This is a genomic window from Bythopirellula sp., from assembly GCF_041737835.1.
Lineage (GTDB): Bacteria > Planctomycetota > Planctomycetia > Pirellulales > Lacipirellulaceae > Bythopirellula.
On the sequence record NZ_JBGSQY010000004.1, the window covers coordinates 81,403 to 104,977 of the forward strand.

The window sequence follows — 23,575 nt, forward strand, 5'->3', positions numbered from 1 at the left end:
CAAAACAGGCGGAAGATAGATTTATTATGAAACACATCGACGAAGCACGATTGGAAGAGGATTTGGAATATCGTTTTGGCTATCTGGCCGAGTTCATGGAGTTTGGCGCCGAGGAGATCGCCGCCATTCATGCCGCGGCGGGGCCGTTGAGCGATCACGTGGAAGCACTCGTGGATGCGGTCTACGTGAAGCTGTTTTCCTTCGACGCCACAAAGCGACACTTTGTCCCCCCACAACACGGCTATCAGGGCGAGCTCGCCACCGACGTCGAAACCTTGTCGCTCGACGACGATGTGATCGCTTTTCGCAAACAGCATCTGGGTCGTTATCTGACGACGCTCGTGACGAAACCTTACAACACCAAGATGGTGCAATACCTCGACGCTGTCGGCTCGATGCACACGCCCGACATGGGGAACAAGTCGATCAACGTACCGCTCGTGCAAATGAACGCGTTGCTGGGTTTCGTCGCCGATGCCTTGAACGTCACGATCCTCAGCCTGGGCTTACCACGCGAGAACGAAATCGTCACCCTCCGAGCCTTCGGTAAACTGCTGTGGCTGCAGAATGATCTCATCAATCGACACTACAGCCGCGCGGCATTACCCGAAGTCGCCAGCGTTGCGTGACGAGTGTTTGTAGGCCGGAACAAGCCGTGCGCAGTTCCGGCAATGGAGCTGAATTTGGTTTGCTAGGCGTTCACGACTTCTTTGCCGCCAGGGCTTTCTTGAGGGCGACGCTCCACACGGTCCGGTCTGCAAAGTGAGTTTATCTGACCGCCTCGACGTGAAAATCGATCCCTTCATATTTTTTCAACGATGCGAGCAGAGCGGCCACGTTGTTCATCGTGGGGTTGCCTTTATCGCTAAGCATCCGCATGAGGCTTTCGGGTTTCTTGTCGACAGTCTTGGCCAGCATCTCAAATCCCATCGAAGCCAGCACGTAATTTCGGATCATTTTCTTTGCCGTCTGGACATCGTTCTCGATGAAGCACTCAATCGCTTGGCCTAGCAATGCTACCCGGAATTTGGGGTCGCGCTTGGCTCGCTCGAGCATGATTTCGGTGACAGGTTTGAGATGGCCCACGACTAATTCACTACTTTCCGACAGAAGTCACATAGGCAAAGACTTTGATCATTTTATCACTAACATAATGTTAGCCAAAGCAAGCTAGGATTGCTCAGATTGGTATAACGCGACCACGTAGGCTGGAATCCGCCGCAGACGGATGCGCAGTTTCGGCATTGGAGCTGACTTGGTTTGCTAGGCGTTCACGACTACTTTGCCGCCAGGGCTTTCTTGAGGGCGGCGCTCCACTCGGTCCGGCCTACGCGCAAGTCCCAAACTCGCCAACCCAATAAGCACAAAGCCGCTCGGCTCCGGCACCGCTGCGAGCGCACTCAGCGGCACAATCGCCCCGCTCCCCGCTTCGCGTTGCCAGATCAGAAAATCACGACCGGTGACGGCCCCATCGCCGTCGGCGTCGCCATCTTGGTAAGTCGCGCCGGTCGAGACTCCATAACCAGCCTGCCACAGAATCAAATCCGCCGAGTCCACCAGATTGTTGTGATCGAAATCGGCCTGGAGCGCAGGTCCGTACAGAAACTGAATACCCGCAATGTCGTCGGCATCGGGAATTCGATTGATCGGCATCTTGCCATCACTGTCGGGATCGTAGTACGCGCATTGCGAACCATCGAAACCTCCGTCGACATAACCGCACATCAACCCTGATGGCACATCCGAGTGTGCTAGCGCTAAGGCGTGGCCTAGTTCATGGGCCACAAGTCCCTCGAAGTCGTTGCGGTAATAGCCGCCCCCCGGCGGGTACAGATCATAGAGATCACCCTCAGCACCCGGCGCGACATAGAAGGAAATGTCAGACCGACTGTTAAGGATAATGTCGCCATCAAGCGTCGTATCGCCAGGGGGATAGGCCGAATAGCCAACCCCCGCCGAGAAGCCGTCAATGTCAAATGCACCAATACGAATGTCGCCGACGACTTGCCCCGGCGCTTTCGGCGCGCCAAAAGGTGTGCCATCGTCGATACCAACATACTCAAAATAGATGTTGCTGACGGACGACCAGTTGTCGAACGCCGACTGGATCATCGCGAGTGCCGCCGTTTGTCCGCCGACCTGATTGAACACGGAGGTTAAGTCCGAGGTACCGTGAATGTAGTTGGGCGCAGACGCGTGCAGCGTCGTACCCTGGGGCATGAGACTCCAAGTGATCGTTCCGCCGGGCGAACCGGGCGTGAAGATATCGCCCCACTTTTGGTAGTACTCATCCTCACCCCAAGGATAAGGGCCAAACAGATTGTAGGCCGTCGCCGACGCTGCCAGCTGCGTGGCCAGAATCAAAGAAAGTAAACCAACTCCCAGAGAACGCATCGTAGCTCCTTTAGTCTTAATCGATTCAAGTTTGCTTGATCGATTTTAATGCCCACGCATTATAGCTGGCCCATGAGCCGCAAAATGAGAGAGAAATTCACTTATTCTTAAACAAACTGCCAGGATTGCCCCATCTACTGGGGGGATGGTTCCACCGCTTTGATAAGGTTTCTACACGTGTTTTTGGAATTTGCCTTTTCCGTTTTACTGTCGTACTTCGGCCCGAATCCGCCGCTCGTTGTTTCTGAAGAGACGACCGTCATCACCGCGCCGCTCAGCGACGATGGGTTGCCCGATTATCAAACCTATTGGCGGGACTTAGGCCGCGAGGGAGTCACGCACGACAACAATGGCGCCGTGCCGTTTTGGAAAGCCATCTGGCCCACGGGCCTTTCCCAAAACGATTGGCTCGCGATGAGCGATGCCCTGGGTTTTGCCCAAATGCCCAGCACGACCGAAAGTCTGCAAGATCCGTTCGACAAGACCGTCCGCAGTTTGGTGTCGTACTGGCTCACCACGCAATACCAAGCAGGGCTCACCCCGACTGAGTCCGATGTGTTGTTGAATCCGACGAATCAACAAATCATCGACAACTCGGCAGAAGAAGTGATCGATTTGGCCATGAGCCGACCTTGGACGAGCGAGCAGATTCCGCCGCTTGCCGATTGGGTGAAGCATAACGCAAAACCATTTGAACTTTTGACCGAGGCTAGTCAAAGGCCGATGTGGTGGTCTCCTTCACCTTCGTTGTTACGTCCAAAATATGAAGGCGCTATTCAAATTTTGTTGCCGGCCGTACAAAACTTGCGCGGGGCCACACGGGCGCTTTGTATCCGAGCAATGTGGTACGCCGCCCAAGGCCAACGCGCGGAGGCCTGGCAGGACCTGCAAACAACATTTCAATTGGCCACTCACTGTGGACGGGGGATGACCCTCGTCGAGCAATTGGTCGCGATCGCGATCGACAACACGGCTTTGAGCCGCACGGTGACGCTCTTGCAACTTGACGAATCCGATGCCAAGTTCGCCCGCGAAGTGCTTGATTACTTGCAGAAACGCAAAATCCCTTCCGATGTGGTGCGTTCGTTCGACCAAGGGGAACGCGTCTTCTTTGCTGACATGGTCGTGATGTTGCAGCGCGATTTCAGCACGTTGGAAAACGCGGGGACCGATGTGACGACTCCCGCGCTATTGTTCTACAGCCAAGCACCAATGAATTGGAACGACGTGCTGCGCTCCGCCAATGCGATTTACAATCGGTTGGTGGAAACCGCGAGCATTCCCGACCGTGCCGAGCGCATGCGTGCGACGTCGAATCTTGACCACCATATTTCGCAACTCGCCCGCTCGGCTGGGGACCCGGCTCGCATCGTGGCCAGCTTTATTAACGCCGAAGTCCGGTCCGCACTGGTTGCCGACACAATGGTCAGCCTCATGCTGCCCGCGCTCAATGCTTCCATGAAGGCCCAAGATCGAGCCATCGCCGTGCTCGATCTCACCCGCGTGGCGGCGGCGCTTGCCGTCTATCGCGCCGAGCAAGGGGAGTACCCTGAAAAACTTGCGCAGCTTGTGCCGAGCGTGCTCGACAAAGTTCCGAACGATCTTTATTCGGACAAGCCGTTTAGTTACGAGCGTAAACCCGATGGAGGATATTTGCTCTACAGCGTGTTTGAAGACGGCAAAGACGACGGCGGCACCGACCGCGATGGCTCGATCATCGGCGGCGAATGGGTCACCCCGAATTCTGGCAATGTTGATTATGAGCACTCCGATTTGGTGATCCGTGTGCCGGTGCCGAAGTTCGAGTTGCCACCGAAACCGACATTCGTGAACTGATCCGGCGAGGCTGCTTCAGCAGCCGTGCAAAAAAACCCACCAGCTTGCGCTGGGGGCTACGCTGCTTTTAACAGCACTTCCAGATGCGTGGCGACGCATTGTGCCAACACCAGAGGATTGTATCCCCCTTCGAGCGCACTCACCAAACGGCCTTGCGCATAGCTGTTGGCAATGTCGACCGACATCTGTGTGAGCCATTCAAAATCTTCGGTTTCCAAACCCAACGAACCAACCGGATCGCTGTGATGCGCATCGAAACCTGCGCTCACGAGCACCAGTTCCGGTTTGATCTTCGCGGCGAAATCTTCCAGACTGCTTCGCACGATGTCTTGATACTCGCGGCGCGACGTGCCGAAGATCACCGGCAGATTGCGGGTCGTGCCCAATCCTTTGCCCGTACCGGTTTCGTCGGCCGTTCCTGTGCCGGGATAAAACGGCCAGCGATGCACCGAGAAAAATCCCACTCGCGGTTCTTCGTAAAAAATCGCCTGCGTGCCGTTGCCGTGATGCACGTCCCAATCGATCACCAGCACGCGTTGCAAACCCGCGTCAAGCGCGGTCCGCGCGGCCAGCGCAATGTTGTTGAAGAGACAAAATCCCATGGCCACGTCACGCAGCGCATGATGCCCCGGCGGGCGGACCAAGCACAACGCGCGGGAATCGTCGCCGCTAAGGACGCGCTTGGTCGCATCGCAAACGGCTCCCGCCGCGAGTTTGGCCACATCGACCGATTCGCTCCCCACGATTGTGTCGGCATCGGCCATTCCGCCACCACTTGCGGCTAGGTGCTGCAGTGCGCCGATCATCTCCGTCGTATGCACCGTGGCCAGAGTTTCATCCTCGGCTCTCTGCCACGTGGGGCGAGTGCAGCGCTCCGCGAGGCCGCTTTCGCTGAGCTTGGTGAGAATCTGCACGAGCCGCTCAGCACGCTCGGGATGCTGGCCGGTGTTGTGATCCAGAAATCTTGCCGAAGTGTAGAGCAGGGTCATGACAGGGAACTCTCAAGGGACAGTTCCTTTAGCTTGACATGCCGCGAGAATTCTGGCCAGAGCGAAAACAAGCTAACACGTTACGAGCCAACGGCTTGCGTACGAGAAAAATCCCGGACGCGAATGGCGATTTTGCGGCGGGGCACTCCAACCTTAGAATAGATAGGTTCGCTCGCGCGGCCGGTCGGTCGACGCATCTCGCGGCAGGAACATTTAAGGAACAGAGGCCATGTTCACAAAATCTCATCTCGTCGTACGCCGTTGCAGCGCACTATGCGCCGCACTGGCCGTTGTGTTCGCCTTTCTGTCGACCGCCACTTATGCCCAAGGCTATAAGACGTTACCCGTCGATAAGGATGCCAACAGCTTGCGAATGACTTTTGCTTCCGCGGCGCGAAATCCCGCTGGCCTGGGAGCCTCTCAGGCCGACGTCGAAAAATATCTGAAGGGCTACTACTTGCCGACCATGACTCTCTTCACGGCAGACGCGTTGAAGGAACTCGGCAAGTCGCGCGAACAATTGTTTAAGCTTCTGCAGCAGGTCCCGAACGCGGGCACACGAGACTTTATCAATGAAATCATCTTCACCTACGCCCGCGGAATGGCGCGAGGCAATTTTCATCCTGCTGTGCGCTACAACGCCGTGCTGATGCTGGGCGATCTCGATCAACAACTGGCCAGTGGCACGACACCGCCAGTTCCTATGCCCAAGGCAACCCAAGAACTTTTGGAACTTGTCGAGAAGGACGAATTCAATGGAATTCCTATGCCCGAATCGGTGAAGCTCGGCGCCTTGATCGGCCTGGAACGACAGTCCCGCTATGGAATCGATCCCAGTCTGAATCAACGCTTGACTGCCGCTATGATCAAAGTCGCGGGCAGTCCCACTCCCGAGGATGTTGATGGCGACGTGCATGACTGGGTCCGCCGCACCGCGGCTCAGGTGCTTGCCAATCAAGGCAAGCAAGGTCCCACGAAAGAAGTACAAGCCGCGCTGACCGCATTGATCGCCGACAAAAAAGTTGACCTCGATGAACGCTGCAATGCCGCCGCCGCACTCAAACGCATCACCTATCCCGCGAATGCCGACATCGACGGCAACGCAGCCGTAGATGCCATGGCGCAATTGGCTCTCGATGTCGTGACAGAAGCGGCAACGCTCGCTCGCGATTACCAAAAACAAGCCTTGAAGGGTGCTGATTTTTCCAGCCGTCCCGGGGGTGGGGGTGGTCGAGGTTTCGGTGGTGGTGAATATGGTGGCGGTCGCGGATACGGAGACGGGGAAGAAGAGACAGGACCCCGTTTCGAGCGCCGTCAGGTCTTCGCTCGACTCTACAGCATCGACACGGGAAGCGCGTCTTTAAAGGCCGGTCTCGCTGATGAACCCAAAACTCGCTTGGATGCCATGATCAACGAGATGGTGCCAACCATGCAGATTATGGAAAATAAAGATGCCACGGAAGTGTCGGTGTCCAATAAAGTTATCGAGTTAGAGACGGCCCTCAAACAGTTGGTCCCCGTGGCCAAGCCGGCAGAAGAAACTGCGGCTGCGTCTGAAAAAGAAGACAAAGCGTTGGCTGAGAACTAAGCAGCCAAGAGAGTGAATCACTAAGAACGCAAAACGCCCAGGGATGGCCATCCCTGGGCGTTCTTTGTTTTGAATGGTTAAGTCGTTTACTTCTTCACGCGCTCGCGAGCGAAGGCGGGGGTCTTTAATCCGACTGATGCCAAGCTACCGGCCAGCAAGCCGAGGTAGAAAACATCGCCGGCGAGCATCGTGCGATAGAACGGCAAGCCCGCGACATAGCAATTCGTCAAACCTTCCCAGGTGTGTGCGTACATGCTGGTCGAGGCCCAGTGGACGAAATTGGTCACGATGAAAAACGCCGTGGCGGGAACAAAGCCGCAGAGCATGCCTTTACCCACGATTTGCCAGCCTTCGGCGCCACGAGTCCAACGACCCAGCGCCATCGGCACGATCATCATGAAATAAACCGAGAGCAGCACGAACACGTTCTCGTAGCCGTCGAGGGCGAAGTTGGAAATTGTGAGAATCCCCACCGGCAGCAACGCCGCCAACCACATCGAACGGAAGTAATAGCCACCCAACACCGTGGCGGCCATAATCGGTGTGAAGTTCCAATCAGGCTGACTCCAACGCCCAACCACACCAATCGCCAACAGAAGGAAAAAGACGCTCAGATCGCGGAGGGTATCTCGCTTCGACATGGTGGGTTCCTGAATGAAAACTTGCGACCGGGCGCAAAGATTTGTGCGAAAGGCAGTATGCCGCCTATTCTACAGCCCTTCATCTTCCCCCGCAAACCACCAGCGAACCTGCTCGCCGGGCGCGACTTCTTGCAGGCAAAAGCTCTTGGTTCCTGGCGTGCCAGCAACCTCGTATCGCCAATTTCGACCGCTGGCCCCCTCGTTCTTGAGCCCTTCCAATTGTGTGAGAAAACCACCTTCACCTTCGCCGATCTGTTCGTAGGTAATCCCAGGCTGAAAGTCACGCGCGGCCGCCATCACGTCGGCGGCGGTCATCCCGGCTTTCCAAGGCAAGGCATCGAATTGTCGCTTGGCACCGTTGCCAAAATCGATTTCTAGCTGCACAACTTCGCCGGTGGGCTTATCGCTGGGGGTCCATTCCAACGAGGGCGCTTTGGACAGCGCAGGATGCTCCCGCGCGCGATCCCAAATCACTAAGCTCCCCAAGATGAGCGCAAGAAAAAATGGAAATAACCACAGCCGGGGTGGGGGTGCGTCCTCGGTCGCGTCTGGGCCATTTGGGTTCGTTGCCATAGAATAAAACGATAACTTTTTGGGGAAACGCCGTCGACCGCGTTTCTGCTGATTCCCCTGTCCCCAAATTTCCTTGTCCCGCTGACTTCCTCAAAACTGCCGAGCAATGATGGCTGACTCGATTCTCACGCTCGATTTCCCCCAGCCCGATGTGGCGGTGATCACGATCAACGACCCGCAGAAAAGCGTCAACATCTTGTCACGTGGCACGCTAGCGGACTTCGCCAAACTGTTTGACGAACTCGAAGCTCGTAAAGGCTTGGCGGGGCTGGTGATTCAATCGGCCAAGCCTGGCAATTTCATCGCCGGTGCCGACCTGCGTGAATTCGTCGCCGATATCGACAAGCCCAAGTCCGATGTGATAGCCGTCTCGCGCCATGGCCATGAGCTCTTTGGCCGCCTGGCAAAGTTCCCCTTTGTGACCATCGCGGCCATTGGCGGTTTGTGCATCGGTGGTGGGGCGGAACTTTCGATCTGGTGCGATCGCCGCCTCATGGCTCGCGAAGCGGCGAGCTACGGCTTCCCTGAAGTGAAGCTCGGCTTGTTCCCCGGTTGGGGTGGCACGGCGCGCACGCCCCGGATTGTGGGAATCGGCAATGCGGTGGAGTTGGTCTCCAGCGGCGAGAACATCGATACCAACGCCGCCGAGAAGATGGGACTAGCGATTGGCGTGCCCGCTGACAAGCTGCTCGACGCCGCGATGGAACTTGCTCGCAGCGAAAACGTCTCCAAGAGTTATTTGAAAGATCGCGAACTTTGGTCGCAGCCGATCACGATAAGCGACACCGAACTTGCGTTTCTCGGCGCAACGGCGAGTGCCTACATCGAGGGCCAAACCAAAGGGCACTATCCTGCGCCCCTCGCGGCCCTGGAAGTCATGCTCGGCGCGGCGGGGGTTGATCTCGAAACGGCCTGCCAAATGGAAGCTGAAGGGTTCGCCGACTTATTCGGTTCGCCCGTCAATCGTGCGCTGCTCAATGTGTTCTTCTTGCAGGACGCCAACAAGAAGCAAACGGGGCCTCCTGCCACCGAGCCGCGGAAGATCGAAAAAGTTGGCGTGCTGGGCGCGGGCACGATGGGGCAGGGGATCGCCGCCGCGAATGTGAAACGCAAGATTCCCGTCACGCTCACCGACATGAACGACGCGGCCATTAATCGCGGCGTGCAGGGGGTGATCACCGAAGTCAGCTTCAACAAAGAAACCAAAGGTCCTGATGCTAAGAAGGCCCTCGATTTTCTGCCGTTTATCGAAGGGACGCAAAGCTACGAAGACCTCGAAGACGCCGACCTTGTTATCGAAGCCGTTTTTGAAAGCGCCGATGTGAAGCACGAGCTCTTTGCCGAGATCGAGCCACAACTGGCCGAAGAAACCTTGCTTTGTTCGAACACTTCAACGATCCCCATCACCACGCTCGCCCACGGACTCACACATCCCGAACGGTTCTGCGGGTTGCATTTTTTCAATCCCGTGCGGCGAATGCCGCTCGTGGAAGTGATTCGCGGCAAGCAAACTTCTGCTGGCACGATCGCGACCGCCGTCGCTTATGCAAAGGCGATTGGCAAATCCCCGATTGTGGTGAACGATGGCCCCGGCTTTTTGGTGAATCGTGTTTTGCTCCCCTATATGAATGAAGCGCTCTTGCTGCTCGAAGAAGGAGCCACGATCAAGGCCGTCGACAAAGCGGCCACGGGCTTCGGCATGCCGATGGGTCCCATCGAGTTGTACGACACCGTAGGGCTCGACGTTGCCCTGCACGCAGGCAACGTGATGGCCCGGGCGTTTCCGGATCGCGTGGTTCCCTCGAAGATTTTGCCCGCGATGGTCGAAGCCAAACGACTCGGCCAAAAAAATGGCCAAGGGTTCTTCGACTACGCCACCGACAGCAAAGGCCGATCAAAATCGCAACCCTCAGCGGCGGCCGCTGAGATCATCAAGAAACACGCCAAAGGTGAGACCAAAGACAATCTCGTCGACCGGCTGTTCTTACCCATGTTTCTCGAATCAACTCGCTTGCTCGAAGAAAACATCGTGAGCGATGTTCGCGACGTGGACCTAGCGTTGATTTTCGGCATCGGCTTTCCTCCGTTCAAAGGGGGCCTCTTCTTTTGGGCCGACACACTCGGCGCGGCGGCGATTGTCGAGAAACTCAAGAAGTACGAACACCTGGGCGAGCGATTTAAGCCAACGCCGTTGTTGCTCGAGCACGCGGCGAGCGGCGAGAAGTTTTATGCGAGGCAGTCATCATGAAATCCCCCGTTATCGTTGATTGCTGCCGCACAGCCATTGGTCGCTCGAGTGCCGAGAAGGGCGTGTATCGCTTTGTTCGGAGCGACGACCTCGCCACGATTGTGGTGAAGGCCCTTGTCGAACGAACGGGTATCGATCCCCAGGAAATTGAAGACGTTGTGCTGGGCAACACGCAGCAACAGCGCGAGCAAGGTTTTAATATCGCCCGCATCGTGAGCCTCATGGCGGGGCTGCCTTCCACTGCGGCGGGCGCGACCATCAATCGCCTTTGCGGCAGCAGCTTACAAGCAATCAATCAGGCAGCCCACGCGATCATCGCCGGGGCGGAAGACGTGCAGATCGTTGGTGGCTTGGAACATATGCAGCACATCCCAATGGATTCGGGTGTGGACTTCAATCCCAAGCTGTTCCATGCCACAAGCAAGGGTGCCCTCCACATGGGCTACACGGCCGAGTTCCTGGCCCAGTCGCAGGGAATCAGCCGCGAAGCTCAAGATAAGTTTGCGCTCGCAAGCCATCAAAAGGCCGCGGCCGCCACTGAAAAGAAAGAACTCGCCCGTGAGATCATTCCCGTCTGGGGTCATGATGAAGCGGGGCTGCCGCTCTCCGTCACGGTCGATCAATGCATCCGCCCCGACACAAGCCTCGAAGCGCTCGCGGCGTTGAAACCGGCGTTCATGCCCGGCATCGGCACGGTTACGGCGGGCAACAGTTCGCCACTCAACGACGGCGCGGCGGCGCTCTTGATGATGAGCGAAGAGAAAGCCAAATCGCTGGGTCTCAAGCCGTTGGTGCGCGTGCGGGCTACGGCCGTGGCTGGAGTTGATCCCGCGGTGATGGGAACCGGTCCCGTGCCCGCCACGCAGAAAGCTCTCCAGCGCGCGGGACTCAAGCTTGCCGACATCGAACTCGTGGAACTTAACGAAGCGTTCGCTTCGCAATCGCTGGCCTGCATTCAGATGCTCGGCCTCGACGAAACGAAGGTGAATGTCCGTGGCGGGGCCATCGCCATCGGTCATCCGCTGGGGGCCAGTGGCGCGCGCATCGCCACGACGCTCATTCACAACATGATCGATCGTGATGCCACGCTAGGACTCGCCACGATGTGCATCGGCATCGGCCAAGGCATCGCCACCATCTTCGAGCGCGTCTAAAGCCGCTCGCGGCTTAGCGCTCGAATAGTTCTCGCTAAGCCACAAGTGGTTTTAATGATCGGCGTAAACGCGGGTGCTTTCTTCCTTGGTGATCGGCTCGCGCATTTCGTCGGTCGTGATTTGCACTTTGATCCGGTGATCGCCGTCACGAATGCCTTGCGCTTGAATGCGGAACGTGGTTTCGGCCTTCGGACCCAATTGGGGCAGGGGAGCGAACACCACGCGATCCCCTTGAATCGCATGCCGTGTGTCGCCGTGACCCGAGAGTGCTCGCAGACCGGGGGGCATGATTGCAACCACTTGCACGTTGGCCGCGGCTTTGGAACCTTGATTCACAACACGGATCTCATAGCCCGTTTCGCCACCCACTTCGATGGGGTCATCGCGGTCAACGACTTCAAACATCAGCGCCGCGATCCCTTCGACCGTGACCTGCTTTTGAATTTCGTCGTTCAGACCATCACGTGCCTTGGTGCTCACCTGCAACGTGTGCTGCCCCGGTTCGACGGGCAAGGCCACGAGTTCCACCGTGCCACGCTCATTGGCGGGGAGTTCGGCCAAACTCCAAATCACGCTGTGTGCCGCGGCATCGTATTCACCCAAGTTGTTGGCGCTCACGAACTGCAAGCCCTTGGGCAAATGCGTGACGAGTTGAATTTCCTTCGCCGGCGCCGTGCCAGGATTGTCGACGCTCACTTGGTAAGTCGCGGGACGTTCGAGGAACCGGCGTTCCGGGCCTTCCACAGTCACCTGCAAATCGGGGGCAACAATCTCAAATTCACAGCTCGCATCGACGTGCAAGCCGGCATCCGCTTTGGCGGTCATCGTGTTTTTGACGCGGCCCGCTTGCTCGGCAGTGAGGACCAATTCCAAACGGCGTGTTTCACCCGCGGCGAGATTGCCGATTTCAAATTCCAGCGCCGGCCCCGCTTCGTGCGTCACGCCAGTGGGCACCGTTTCCAAAATCATGACGCCGGTCGCTTCGCCGCTGCCGGGATTGGTGATTTCTACTAGGACGATCTGCTGCTCGCCCGCGTGAACTTGCGGCTGCGAAGAAAGTCGCAAAGCGAGTTCGGGCTTAGTGCAGCGAGCCTTGGCCGAAGCTTGAGCGGCCATCGTCACCGTGGCGACGCTACCAAGCTCACCTTCTTCGGTGGGAATCAATTCCATTTCGACGGTCCGTTCTTCACCGACCGACAAGGTGCCGAGATCCCACACGACCTTGCCACCCGAAACCGAAGCACGGGGTGCCGTGCCGACGAGCTCCGTTCCCAAAGGAATTTCATCATGAACCTGTACGTTCTGAGCGGTCCGCTGACCACTGTTCTGCACGCGAATCCCAAACGTGCACCGTTTGCCCACCTGAATCTCAGGAGGAGCGAGTTTCAAAATCGTGAGCGAAGGGGTTTGCGCCCCTTCCAACACGCGTTCGCCGGGACGGCCTGAACCTGGCTGCGAAGCCAAGCCAGGAGTCGGCGTAATGCCGGTGTTCGTCGGTTCGTCGTTGGCAATTTGAGATTCGGCTGGAGTGGGCAGCGGGGCGGCATCCACAGGGAAGGCCGACATCGGTTGACGTGAAGCGATTTGCGCATCCGCTGCACCCATATCCACGACCGGAGGCAAACTCGGCGTGGGGACAGTTGCCGGCGCGCCGTAGCGATTGTTGCTCACCGGCATCGGCGCGGCCGCAAACGGATTTGCGGTGGTGACCGAGGGAGCTGACTCTGGCAGCTGCGATTGAGGCAGCGGAGACGCCAACGGATTGGATGGTTCTTGTGCCAACGGCTCGGCGGGAGTCGGCGTGTTCACGGGAAGCGGCGAAGCGGTGGCGAAATCTTCGCGCGTGTCGGCGATCTCCGCCGGTGTTTCCGGGACGGTTGTTTCGAGTTCAGCCTTGGCTTGTTGCACATTGGTATCGGCCATGCGGAGCGGATTCGCATCGGGCCCTTGGCCTCGAGTCACGTCCTCGACCGGTGCTTGGGGTTCTTCTTCCAAAGGTGGCAAAGCGGGCTGCGGTGCGTAGCTGCCATAGCGGTCGCCAACTACTGGAACGACCGGAGTGGGCTGAGTGTCACGCAACGTATTGCCAAAAGGATCTTGGGTATCGTTGCTGGTTTCCGGCTCGGATTTCTCCTCGGCGAACAGATTCTTGAGCTGTTCCTTGGCGGAATGAGCTCGCAGCGAGTTGCCCGTTTCGGTGTCCGCTTCGGCTGAACCGTTTATGCACCAATAAGCGCCGCCGCAGCTCGCGCCAAGGACGGTGACCGCCAACGTGGCGGGCCACATCAGGCGACGGACAAGAGAAGGACGGCCAGTGGTGAGATTCGTTTCCATGGGAGAACCCTGAAAAATGCCAAGCGTTTACCAAAAAGGGCGCGTGCGTCGGCGCACCTCGGCGCGACTCGCGCGGCGAGGTGTAGCAAATGGCCGTACGCGGGCAAAGAGCATTCCCGCGGATGTGCTAGCAGCCGCTCGCGGCTTAGCGATCAGAAACTACTGAACGTAGGAGAGTGCCAGCAGCACATATCCTGTCACCAGATTGGGATCATTCTCCAACCAGCGCGGCTGGGCATTCACCCAACTGCCATCGGGCTTCTGCTGCTTGGCCAGAATTTCAACCAACTCGGCTTTCCAGTCGTGGGCCTTGCCCGCTTCATCAACCAGCTCGGGTTTGCCCACGGCGTTGAGCGACTTGGCAAACGTGTGATAGTAGTAATAGAGCCCGCTGTCTTTCATGCCGGGATTTTCAGCGAGCGTGTAATTCTTGGCGATCCATTCGAGCGCCGCCTTCACGCGCTCGTCGTCGGCTTTCACGCCGGCGTAGATCATGCTCTTGAGACCTGCGTAAGTCATCGAGCCGTAGCTACGCAAGCCGCCATCTTCTTCCTCACCGGCTTGGCTCGATCCCCCGGCGGCAATCGTGTAATAAAATCCGCCGTCGGGATTCTTGTCGGCGTACTCGGTTTCATTGTGTTCCGTCGGCAGATTCTGGCACCGCGACACAAACACCAACGCCTTTTGAATCGCGGGGTCATCGTCGCTCGCGCCCAATTCTTTGAGCGTGTCGATCAAAAACGAAGTGTTCGACAAGTCAGGCCGGGAGTGCGAACCGTAGCCGGCTCCGCCGTAGTTCATGCTCGATTCGTCGTGATTTTCACCGCCATCCCATTGAACTTCCTTGATGTACTTTTCGGCGTTCTTGACGAGGTCGTCGTATTCGCCGTTCTTGTTGGCCAAGTGAAAGGCCACCACGGCCAAACACGTTTCGTAATTGCGATGGGTGCTCCCCGGCTTGTAGATGCCGCCGTCTTCTTGCACGTATTGCTTCAAATAGCCGAGCGCCTTGGCCACGACCGGATCATCGGGGCTCTTGCCATTCTTCAGCAACGCCGTGGTCACGAGCGAAGTAATGCCCGTGCCGCTGTCGCTACTGAACGAGCCATCCTCGGCCTGCGACTTTTCGAGAAACGCGGTCCCTTTGTCGACGAGTTCCTTGGCCTCCGCGGCGAAAACATTCGCTTGAACCAAAAACAGAAGGCTCAGAACTACAAACGCAACAAGCCTGGATCGCATGGAAAACTCCTCGCTGCCGGGGGAATGTCGAGATTCGACCGTAAGACTCTTTATCCTACAGCAGCGACCCACGGGAGAAAAATCCCCTAGCGCGATTCGGCAATGGGCACGTGTCAGAAATAGCGACACCGCCAGACACTTCGTCGACAGGCAAATTGGCTTAGCGAATAATCGCCAGCACGTCTGCTGAGCGCAAGATCAAGAGCTGCTCGCCGTCGATATCGACTTCTTGCCCTGCATAGCTGCCGAACACCACACGATCCCCTTCTTGCACGTCGCAGCCGCCGCGCTTGCCACTGGGCAGCAGCGGGCCATCGCCCACGCTCAAGACTTTTCCTTGTTGAGGCTGTTCGCGTGCTGAATCGGGCAGGACGATCCCTCCCGCGGTGGTTTCTTCCGCTTCGACGCGCTTGACGACAATATTATCCCCGATGGGTACCACGTTCATGTCAATTAGTGTCCTCGTTTATGCTTGCCGCGCTGAAAGACTCGATTCGCGGCGTTAGCTCTGCCTCAACGAATCACTCTATTGAAAAACGGCGCGGCAAGAAGTTCAACCGCCAAACGCCATCCAAGCCAGAAAAATCATCCACAACGCCATCAAAACACTGGAAACAATCAGTTGCCAACGACTGGGGCGCGGGCCAGAAAAGTTGGTTTCAGCGGGGGAAGCCGTTCCCACGGGGCCTGTCGGCGGAGGGGCTTGCCGTTTCTTGGCCGACATCAATGCTCAGTCCTCTGCAACTCAGTCCTCTTCGACTCAGTCCCCATCAATAATCGCGCTCCTCGCTCGGATCGAGAGGCGAGAATTGAAAGCTGTGCTGAAAACCTTCGTCGAAATCAAAGACGTCGTCGAAATCTTCGCGACGATCGTGAGGCGTTTTGCGCATCTGTTCGATCTTGATGAGATTGAACACGATCTCGCCGAAGTCGCCCGTGCTTTTGATGCCCCAACTGTTGAGCACGCATTTGGCCATGTAGCCGTATTGCTCGTGGGCATAAACTCGCATCGCTTCGCAGAGCTCTTGCCCCGTCACGTGCCGTTCGGGTTCGTCTTCCTCTTCGGCTTCGTCGGCAAAATACTCGGTCCCCATGCCGAGCTTTTCCTGCGCATGCCGCAGGGCCTCAAACACAAACAGATAAGCATCCAAATCGTAGCGCTTGTCGTGACACAAAAGTTCTGCAAGCGGATGATCGGGGTCAAGCATGGTCATAATTGTGGTCGCTTATCGCTATCGGTGCTGCATCGAAAATGCTGAATCGAAATGCCACCTACATCAGTTAATCTTACTCTCCCGCGGGAGAATCGTCAGCATCTGGTGACGGGAAATCCTCGCCCGACGTATCATCATCGGCCTGCCGCTGCGGATTCTTCGCATTTCCGCCGTTCCGCGAGCCACCCTTTTTCAGGACAGTCAGCACCGCCGAGCCATCCAGGGCCAAATGACGCATGTCCTCCATTTCCACGAGGATACGCCCGGCGAGAATCTCCTGTGCCAGCACCCGGCCCCGGCCTTCGCTGGTGATAATATCCGCCCCGATGGGTGGCAAATCTTTTTGCAATTCCTGGTAAGTATCGTACTCATAACGCAAACAGCACTTCAGCCACCCGCACCGGCCGGAAATCTTGCTGGGGTCGAGCGTCGCCTTTTGCAGCTTCGCCATCCGCATCGAAACGGGGGGCATTTCCGACAGATGGGTGTTGCAGCAGACCGGTTTGCCGCAATCGCCGTAATCGGCCAGCAGTTTCGCTTCGTCCCGCACGCCGATTTGTTTCATCTCGATGCGGGTTTGAAATTCGGTCGCCAGATTCTTCACCAGCAGCCGGAAGTCGATGCGATCCTCGGCCAGGTAATAGACCACCACCCGCTCGCCGCCATAGATCCGCTCGACGTCGACCAGCTTCATGTCGAGCTTCAATTGCTCGATATGCCGTTGGCAGGTCGCGTGTTCGTGCTTCTGCTGTTCCATCAAGCGGCGTAATTCGCCGGCGTCGTTGGCGTCGCGCTCGCGCAGGATCTGGCCGTTCTTGGGATCTTGCAAGTTCGCCAGGGCCAGCTCGTTGGCCTCGCACAGCACTTCGCCCACTTCCAAACCGCGTGCCGTCCGCGCGATCACTTGCGTACCGCGCGCAAACAGATCGCTCCCCCGGCTCGCAAAGACACCGAGGTCACGCATCACGCCATGTCGCACTACATACTTGGGCATAGCTGGTCACTGAAAGAGTGGTTTGAGGAACCAATCAATATATCGGATAGATCGTACCACTAGTAGCCGAACATGGCCCCGAATCGCCCCAAATACGCAATTGGGACTGGCTTGCTTGCAGTCAGATTTCGATCTAAGCTTGATAGAGATCGGGCGATGGAGTTCGCCATAACCGCCGGGTTCTCTTGTAACCCGTGCTGATGACTCCTACAAACTAGGCCACCGCTATGTTTGTAGGAATCACTTCTCCGGCCTGCTGCCGCGAACCAGTGTTCCCTACAAACTCAAAACTAGGGAGCAACGATGCACTTTATTTGGGATCCACGCGAACACTGGGCACTGTTCACTTACACGCTCAAATGGATCTGCCTGGCCGGGCCCGTGGCGGCGGTCATCGGTTCGGCGTGCGCCTTATTTTTGTGGGCCTTGGAAGTCGCCACCCAAACACGCTATGCCGAACCGTGGCTGCTTTGGACTTTGCCACTTTCCGGGGCAGCAATCGCGGGGCTCTACTGGTTGTTTGGTAAATCGGTCGAGAAGGGCAACGATCTGATCATGGACGAGATCCACGAGCCGATCGAAGGAGTGCGTCTGCGGATGGCTCCGCTGATTCTGATTGGCACCGTGGCCACCCACCTTTGCGGTGGATCGGCGGGACGCGAAGGAACAGCCATTCAAATGGGTGGCAGCATCGCGTCCACATTCTCGCGCTGGCTGAAACTCTCGAAGCTCGACAATCGCACACTGTTACTCACGGGGGTGGCCGCCGGATTCGGCGGCGTCTTCGGCACTCCCGTCGCCGGCGCGATCTTCGCCGCGGAGTTTTTGGCGATTGGCCGTTTTCAGCACGAAGCACTTGTGCCTTGTTTGTTTGCCGGCATCGTGAGCGATTGGACCTGTGCGGCCTGGGGAATGAATCACACCGACTACCATCAATACATTGAAACGCTTCCGCGCCACGATTGGCTGTTGTTGGCCAAAGTCGCGTTGGCGGCGGTTGCGTTTGGCTTGGCCAGCGTTTGCTTCGCGCAGTTGACGCATGGCGTCAAGCATAGCTTCGCCAAATTGATTCGCTGGCCAATCATGCGGCCCGTCGTGGGGGGGTTGCTGGTGATCGGGCTCACCTATGCTTTGGGAACTCGTGATTATCTGGGGCTCGGAGTGACGCCCCCTCCCCAAGACTCACAGGGGGTGAGCATCGTCACCAGCTTTGCCGCCGGTGGCTCGCAGACCTGGAGCTGGTTCTGGAAAATTCTGTTCACCGCGATCACGCTCGGCAGCGGCTTCAAAGGGGGAGAAGTGACACCCTTGTTCTTTGTGGGGGCCACTCTCGGCAACACCCTGGCCATTGCCCTAGGGGCACCCATCGACCTCTTTGCCGCCATCGGATTTGTCGCAGTTTTTGCGGGGGCAACGAACACGCCCCTCGCTTGCACGGTCATGGGAATTGAATTGTTTGGCGCCGAACACGCCGTTTACATTGCCACCGGCTGCTCGTTGGCCTATCTGCTCAGCGGTCACTCGAGCATCTACAAGTCCCAACGCATCGCCATCCCTAAGATCGCCCCGAGCGCCCGAGAGCCACTGCCGGAGCAAGGATTTGGGGCTAACATAGCGACATGATTCAAATCATCGACAACTGAGCCTCGCATTACTGGCGTGCTGTTTGATATCGGCGGATACTATGCGAAGAAAGAAGGGCAGGACGGCGATATTATCCCCCTTCTTTCCAAGGAGGGGCTAGGGGAGGATTGTTTGGGAAATTTTCGCGCGAAAGATTCTTCACCACCGCGCAGTGTGTACCTCTCGCGGAAGCGGGGGCGAAAATCCAAAAGGCCTGAAAGGTCGGCTCTATGATAGCCCAGGCCAACGGCCTGGGTTCTGGTCGCTAAAGAGATCGTAGCCTGAAGGGGCGCGATTACGCAGCCCCATGTAGTGTCGCCCCTTCAGGGCTAAAACATTGGAGGCGGACTGTCTTCCCAGGGCTGCGCCCTGGGCTCTCATAGCGACACCACGTTGTGGCTGACACGGCCATGCCGATCGCACGCCGTGGTGAGAGATATCACATTTCACTGCCGTCAACGGCACTGCTGGACAAGCCAGCAGTGGCACCCGGCAAAAAAGCAAATATTATGCGAGTCGTCCGACATCGAGCGGCTCTACACATCCTAAATAGCGACCCTTAGCTTGCGAAAAATATCTGAACCTGTGTCCCCATGCACCACCTGGCAGAACCAATTCGCTGGAAAGTTTGCACAATTGGATTCGATGAGGTGGCGGAACGAGTTCCGGGCCGAGGAAAAGATACATTTCTACCAAAACTTGATTCTCCGTTTCATATGCCCACAACAGGTGACACCACTTCGTTGGTACAAATGTGTTCTCGCCAAAGGGCATGTGGAAACGAGGTCCAGGCTGATCAAAAAACTGCTCGTAATCACCACCACACTTTATAAAGCTTCGAATGGCCTTAAACTGCATTTCATCGCCTGCATAACCGCGACGGCAATGAACTAAATAGTAGTGAAACGCCATCTTTGCGATCGCCCGAAAATAGTCGGTCGAGAAAGTGAATTTCACGCGCCCCGGAAGGGTCCGATTACCCGGTTCTGTCCCTGGTTCATTCCTCCAATTCGTCATGCTGCTGAAAAGCTCCTTTGAGAGCTTTTTGTAGTACGTATAATGCGAGCTATCGCAATCAAACGCGACTTCGCGGATGTCGCTTATACCCAAAGAGTCGATTGCTTCCTGCAATCGCTCCCGAGTAATGTTCGGATAGAGTTGAACAAAGTATTCATTTCCATCACCATCCAGAATTCTAAAATGATCTACCGGCTCGGCAGATCTAAAATTTCCAGGTTGTATTTTTATAAGTTCGTACCGTTCGTTACGAAGAATCAAGTGGACAGGTGCTTTGCTATTCTTAGCGCCTCTTTGTTGAATTCCCGCAGCTTTCCTTCGTCCTGGATTTTTTCCGAGAACAATTCCTCTTAAATAACCTTCAGGTCCAGCTTGCGCTACTATTTGCTCTAGGGTGCCAAAATGATTGTTGCATGTAGAACAGCAACCACGGAATCGTGAATCACCTTGAAATTCACCAAAAATTGCTGACGGAAGTACATGATCTCCAGCACCAAGTGCGGGATTGAAGTAGCGTCCGCAGTATATGCATTTGGCAACTCCCATCGTCTGACCTCTCACATATTCTTGCAGACAAATCTATGTTACATAAGTTCACGCATTTAACTCGCTCGATGCCAATGCACACCTAATCCAACGGCAGCTTGAGATCATCGGCGAAAACCGATGGCTCCACAAATGGAATGCAAACGCGATTTTCACAGTCGACACATCAAGTGGCCCATCTTTATTTCCACTCTTCCGCCATTCTTCTTCCCCACCACAGCAAAATTCCCCCCAAATTTTGTAGAAATTGTGCCACGCGTTGTGCTAGAAACGAGGACGAACGGACCTAAGGACGTTTGGACCTAAGGACGAGTCAAGCTGCCGCTGCGTGCGTTTCTGGTCCTATTGTCCGATCGTCCCACAGTCCCCCCTGACTCTTGGTCGCTTGGGCGAAAAATAGAGTTATCGTTGGCCGCTTCGATAGCTGCTTTTTTTGGAGTATGGCCCGGAGTTTTCGCACATTCGAACAATCCCAAGTGAACTTTGCCCGTAAATTTCCCGTCCCCTTGTCCAACAGTCCATCGTCCCCACCCCCAAGCCCCCAGCCCCCAGCCTCTCTCCCCCATCCTCCAACCCCCGTTCCCCGATTAGAATGCAAACATGATCCAAATCATCGACAACTACGACTCGTTCACCTACAACCTCGTGCAGCGGCTGGGGGAAATCGATGCCACGCTCGATATCCGCGTCGACCGCAACGATCAAATCACGGTCGACGAGATCCTCGCCCGTAAGCCCGACCGGCTGATCATCTCGCCCGGACCGTGTACCCCGTCCGAAGCCGGCATCTCGGTGGAATGCGTCAGCAAGCTCACCGGCAAGTTGCCGATCTTGGGAGTATGCCTGGGCCATCAATCCATCGGCCAGGCGCTCGGCGGCAAGATCGTCCGCGCGGGGCGCTTGATGCACGGCAAAGTCGATCAGATTCATCACGACGACAGCACGCTGTTCGATGGAATCGTGAATCCATTTCAAGCGACCCGTTATCACAGCCTGGTCATCAAGCCCGACACGCTCCCCAAAGTGCTCAGAATGACCGCCTGGAGCGATGCCCCCAATGGAGATCGCGAGATCATGGCCGTCGAACATCGCAGCGAACCGCTCTACGGCGTGCAGTTCCATCCCGAAAGTTTCCTCACGCACGCCGGGATGGATATGCTGCGAAGGTTCTTGGCGGTGAACTAATAAATGTATGTCATTCTGAGGCGCCAGCAATAATTTTTTGAGGTACGACCCGAAGAATCTAGCTTCAATCATGACACGGTTTCATGGCGTGAAGATGTTGCTAACTAGATCCTTCGGTCGCCTAGGCTCTCTCAGGATGACTTTACGAAAGGCCTTTCAAAAGTACCATGATCACCGTCGACGAAGCCTTTGAACTTGTTCGCCAAGCCGTGCGCTCGCTCCCCGTTGCGCGCGTTCCCTTGGGCGACTCGCTGGGCTTGCGACTCGCCGAGCCGATTGTGAGCGACATGGATTCGCCGCCGTTCGACAAGTCGATGCTCGATGGCTTCGCCATTGCGGTCGAAGACCCTTCGCCCACGCGGCGGATCATCGAACAAGTGATCGCCGGCGGAGTCCCTCAGCACGCCATCGAGCCCGGCGTGACGATCCAAGTCATGACCGGCGCGCCGATTCCTGACGGGGCCAACGCGGTCGTGAAGCACGAAGACACCGAACGGCTCGATGAGTCGACCGTGAGACTTCCCGACAAACCAAGTACCCCGGGTGCCGGCATCTTTCAACGGGGCGGCTCGTTTCAACAAGGGGAAGAAGTCGTTCACGCCGGCAAGATTGTGCGCGCGATCGATCTCGCGCTGATGGCCGAGGTGGGGCAGGGGATGGTGAGCGTGATTCCCCGACCGCACGTCGCCGTGCTCTCGACGGGAAACGAACTGGTCGAATGCAGCCAACCGCTCGCCGCCGGACAGATTCGCAATTCCAACGGGCCCATGCTGGTGGCCGCGATTCAAGAAGCCGCTGCGACTCCCCTTGATCTGGGCATCGCGCGGGACGAAGTCGACGAGCTACGAACAAAAATCGACGCGGGGCTCGCTGCCGACATTCTGCTGATCACCGGCGGCGTGTCGGCGGGGGTGATGGACTTGGTCCCCGCCGTGCTGGCAGAGTTGGGCGTAAAACAAGTCTTTCACAAAGTGCGCATGAAACCGGGCAAGCCGTTGTGGTTCGGAGTGCGCGAAGCCGATGGCCGCCGCACGCTGGTGTTCGGTCTGCCCGGCAACCCCGTGAGCACGCTCGTTTCCTTCCAGCTGTTCGTGAAGCCAGTCTTGGCCGCGCTGGCGGGCGGAGAATTCGCCGCGGCGAAACCGTTGCGAGGTCAACTTACCGCCCCTACCAAACATCGCGGCGATCGCCCCACGTATCATCCGTGCCGTTTGGAACACAATCTCCAGGGACAAGAATCGGTGGAACCCTTAGTCTGGCGCGGCTCCGCCGACTTGGCCGCGCTCACCGATGCCAACGGTTTGATGATTCTACCAGCTGGTGACTATGAGCTCGCCGTCGGCACGCCGGTGGATGCGCTGGTGTTGTAAGGGCGCATTACCAAACGCGCTGTACGCCGTAAGCATCCAGCACCACATCATTACTGATGATGGGAATATCATCGACCAAAGATTGTGCCACAAGAAGCCGATCAAAGGGGTCTTTGTGGTGGAATGGCATTTGGATCAAATGACTGGTATGCCGTATTTCAATAGGATGAATTTCAAAGCCGCTCGCATTATTTCCCAGATACCAAAACTCCTCGTAGGGAACTGCTATCTTTAATTTGCCTTGACTAATTTTGATAGCCATTTCCCAATAGCTGGCCGGACTCACCAAAAGACTGTTACCGGACTCCGTGATACTGGCCCTTGCCAAACCACTGAGCCTCGCGTCATCGAGGTTAAAAAAGATGATCGCCTGAGTATCCAGTAAATATTTCACTTCATGTACTCAGCGAAATCTTCGAGATGCTCGTCATCCTCGCTGACAACAGTAAGAACTCCCTTCCAGACTCCCGGAATGCGTTTCGGTTGAACGCCATTTGGCACAATCCGCGCAACAGGTTTGTCGTTATCGGTCAACACGATCTCGTCATGGGGACCGAGCGCGCGGACTAAGCCCTCTAATTGGGTCGATGCTTGTTCAATTGAGATCGTGAGCGACATGGCGAAACTCCT

22 protein-coding genes and 1 riboswitch are annotated in these 23,575 nt (G+C 56.8%); of the genes, 8 read left to right on the forward strand and 14 right to left on the reverse strand.

What is annotated here, in order from left to right; genetic code table 11:
• Window positions 1-26: 26 nt before the first annotated feature.
• Window positions 27-629 (forward strand): protoglobin family protein, encoded by a 603-nt coding sequence (locus tag AC6T8Q_RS01795; RefSeq protein WP_500677461.1) that lies wholly within the window; start codon window positions 27-29, stop codon window positions 627-629.
• Between the two features lie 139 nt (window positions 630-768).
• Here the strand turns inward: AC6T8Q_RS01795 and AC6T8Q_RS01800 are convergent, their stop codons facing one another.
• On the reverse strand, window positions 769-1,086 hold the full coding sequence (locus AC6T8Q_RS01800; protein ID WP_500677462.1) for a helix-turn-helix domain-containing transcriptional regulator: 318 nt from the start codon (window positions 1,084-1,086) through the stop codon (window positions 769-771).
• A gap of 177 nt (window positions 1,087-1,263) precedes the next feature.
• Window positions 1,264-2,394 carry a matrixin family metalloprotease gene (locus AC6T8Q_RS01805; RefSeq protein ID WP_500677463.1) on the reverse strand — a complete coding sequence of 377 codons (1,131 nt, stop codon included), beginning with the start codon at window positions 2,392-2,394 and terminating at the stop codon, window positions 1,264-1,266.
• Window positions 2,395-2,571: 177 nt separating this feature from the next.
• On the opposite strand from AC6T8Q_RS01805, the gene AC6T8Q_RS01810 reads away from it, so the two are divergent.
• Entirely contained in the window at window positions 2,572-4,230 is a 1,659-nt protein-coding gene (locus tag AC6T8Q_RS01810) for a hypothetical protein (RefSeq protein ID WP_500677464.1), read from the forward strand.
• Between the two features lie 56 nt (window positions 4,231-4,286).
• Here AC6T8Q_RS01810 and AC6T8Q_RS01815 read toward each other — a convergent pair whose 3' ends face one another.
• A complete protein-coding gene (locus tag AC6T8Q_RS01815; RefSeq protein ID WP_500677465.1) occupies window positions 4,287-5,219 on the reverse strand; it encodes a histone deacetylase family protein in 933 nt (310 codons plus the stop codon).
• A gap of 229 nt (window positions 5,220-5,448) precedes the next feature.
• Here AC6T8Q_RS01815 and AC6T8Q_RS01820 point away from each other — a divergent pair, with 229 nt between their 5' ends.
• Entirely contained in the window at window positions 5,449-6,807 is a 1,359-nt protein-coding gene (locus tag AC6T8Q_RS01820; protein ID WP_500677466.1) for a hypothetical protein, read from the forward strand.
• A gap of 86 nt (window positions 6,808-6,893) precedes the next feature.
• Here the strand turns inward: AC6T8Q_RS01820 and AC6T8Q_RS01825 are convergent, their stop codons facing one another.
• Entirely contained in the window at window positions 6,894-7,448 is a 555-nt protein-coding gene (locus AC6T8Q_RS01825) for a DUF6580 family putative transport protein (RefSeq protein ID WP_500677467.1), read from the reverse strand.
• A 69-nt stretch (window positions 7,449-7,517) separates the two neighbouring features.
• Entirely contained in the window at window positions 7,518-8,021 is a 504-nt protein-coding gene (locus AC6T8Q_RS01830) for a DUF4430 domain-containing protein (protein WP_500677468.1), read from the reverse strand.
• A gap of 109 nt (window positions 8,022-8,130) precedes the next feature.
• On the opposite strand from AC6T8Q_RS01830, the gene AC6T8Q_RS01835 reads away from it, so the two are divergent.
• Together AC6T8Q_RS01835 and fadA are read left to right on the forward strand one after the other, a co-directional pair.
• On the forward strand, window positions 8,131-10,269 hold the full coding sequence (locus AC6T8Q_RS01835; RefSeq protein WP_500677469.1) for a 3-hydroxyacyl-CoA dehydrogenase NAD-binding domain-containing protein: 2,139 nt from the start codon (window positions 8,131-8,133) through the stop codon (window positions 10,267-10,269).
• On the forward strand, window positions 10,266-11,423 hold the full coding sequence (gene fadA, locus AC6T8Q_RS01840; RefSeq protein ID WP_500677470.1) for an acetyl-CoA C-acyltransferase FadA: 1,158 nt from the start codon (window positions 10,266-10,268) through the stop codon (window positions 11,421-11,423). Before AC6T8Q_RS01835 ends, fadA begins: the two co-directional genes overlap by 4 nt.
• A 51-nt stretch (window positions 11,424-11,474) precedes the next feature.
• On the opposite strand, the gene AC6T8Q_RS01845 is transcribed toward fadA, so the two are convergent.
• From AC6T8Q_RS01845 to AC6T8Q_RS01870, 6 genes are all read right to left on the reverse strand, one after another.
• Window positions 11,475-13,757, reverse strand: a complete 2,283-nt coding sequence (locus AC6T8Q_RS01845; RefSeq protein ID WP_500677471.1) for a hypothetical protein — start codon at window positions 13,755-13,757, stop codon at window positions 11,475-11,477.
• Window positions 13,758-13,916: 159 nt separating this feature from the next.
• Window positions 13,917-14,996: a prenyltransferase/squalene oxidase repeat-containing protein gene (locus AC6T8Q_RS01850; protein WP_500677472.1), complete on the reverse strand. Its 1,080-nt coding sequence runs from the start codon at window positions 14,994-14,996 to the stop codon at window positions 13,917-13,919.
• Between the two features lie 160 nt (window positions 14,997-15,156).
• A complete protein-coding gene (locus tag AC6T8Q_RS01855; protein ID WP_496920752.1) occupies window positions 15,157-15,444 on the reverse strand; it encodes a co-chaperone GroES in 288 nt (95 codons plus the stop codon).
• A gap of 105 nt (window positions 15,445-15,549) precedes the next feature.
• Window positions 15,550-15,720: a hypothetical protein gene (locus AC6T8Q_RS01860; RefSeq protein ID WP_500677473.1), complete on the reverse strand. Its 171-nt coding sequence runs from the start codon at window positions 15,718-15,720 to the stop codon at window positions 15,550-15,552.
• 46 nt (window positions 15,721-15,766) lie between these two features.
• Window positions 15,767-16,210, reverse strand: coding sequence for a Minf_1886 family protein (locus tag AC6T8Q_RS01865; RefSeq protein ID WP_496920754.1), 444 nt, complete (start codon window positions 16,208-16,210; stop codon window positions 15,767-15,769).
• Between the two features lie 73 nt (window positions 16,211-16,283).
• Entirely contained in the window at window positions 16,284-17,204 is a 921-nt protein-coding gene (locus AC6T8Q_RS01870) for a PSP1 domain-containing protein (protein WP_500677474.1), read from the reverse strand.
• Window positions 17,205-17,347: 143 nt separating this feature from the next.
• Window positions 17,348-17,421, forward strand: a riboswitch (Fluoride riboswitch).
• Window positions 17,422-17,507: 86 nt separating this feature from the next.
• On the opposite strand from AC6T8Q_RS01870, the gene AC6T8Q_RS01875 reads away from it, so the two are divergent.
• Window positions 17,508-18,827: a voltage-gated chloride channel family protein gene (locus AC6T8Q_RS01875; protein ID WP_500677475.1), complete on the forward strand. Its 1,320-nt coding sequence runs from the start codon at window positions 17,508-17,510 to the stop codon at window positions 18,825-18,827.
• 507 nt (window positions 18,828-19,334) lie between these two features.
• Here the strand turns inward: AC6T8Q_RS01875 and AC6T8Q_RS01880 are convergent.
• A complete protein-coding gene (locus AC6T8Q_RS01880; RefSeq protein ID WP_500677476.1) occupies window positions 19,335-20,390 on the reverse strand; it encodes a hypothetical protein in 1,056 nt (351 codons plus the stop codon).
• Window positions 20,391-20,990: 600 nt separating this feature from the next.
• Here AC6T8Q_RS01880 and AC6T8Q_RS01885 point away from each other — a divergent pair.
• Both AC6T8Q_RS01885 and AC6T8Q_RS01890 read left to right on the forward strand, forming a co-directional pair.
• Window positions 20,991-21,575, forward strand: a complete 585-nt coding sequence (locus tag AC6T8Q_RS01885) for an anthranilate synthase component II (protein WP_500677477.1) — start codon at window positions 20,991-20,993, stop codon at window positions 21,573-21,575.
• A 167-nt stretch (window positions 21,576-21,742) separates the two neighbouring features.
• Window positions 21,743-22,945: a molybdopterin molybdotransferase MoeA gene (locus tag AC6T8Q_RS01890; protein ID WP_500677478.1), complete on the forward strand. Its 1,203-nt coding sequence runs from the start codon at window positions 21,743-21,745 to the stop codon at window positions 22,943-22,945.
• A 7-nt stretch (window positions 22,946-22,952) separates the two neighbouring features.
• Here AC6T8Q_RS01890 and AC6T8Q_RS01895 read toward each other — a convergent pair whose 3' ends face one another.
• Together AC6T8Q_RS01895 and AC6T8Q_RS01900 are read right to left on the reverse strand one after the other, a co-directional pair.
• Window positions 22,953-23,339, reverse strand: coding sequence for a type II toxin-antitoxin system VapC family toxin (locus AC6T8Q_RS01895; RefSeq protein WP_500677479.1), 387 nt, complete (start codon window positions 23,337-23,339; stop codon window positions 22,953-22,955).
• Window positions 23,336-23,563, reverse strand: coding sequence for a type II toxin-antitoxin system Phd/YefM family antitoxin (locus AC6T8Q_RS01900; protein WP_500677480.1), 228 nt, complete (start codon window positions 23,561-23,563; stop codon window positions 23,336-23,338). Before AC6T8Q_RS01900 ends, AC6T8Q_RS01895 begins: the two co-directional genes overlap by 4 nt.
• Window positions 23,564-23,575: the final 12 nt, after the last annotated feature.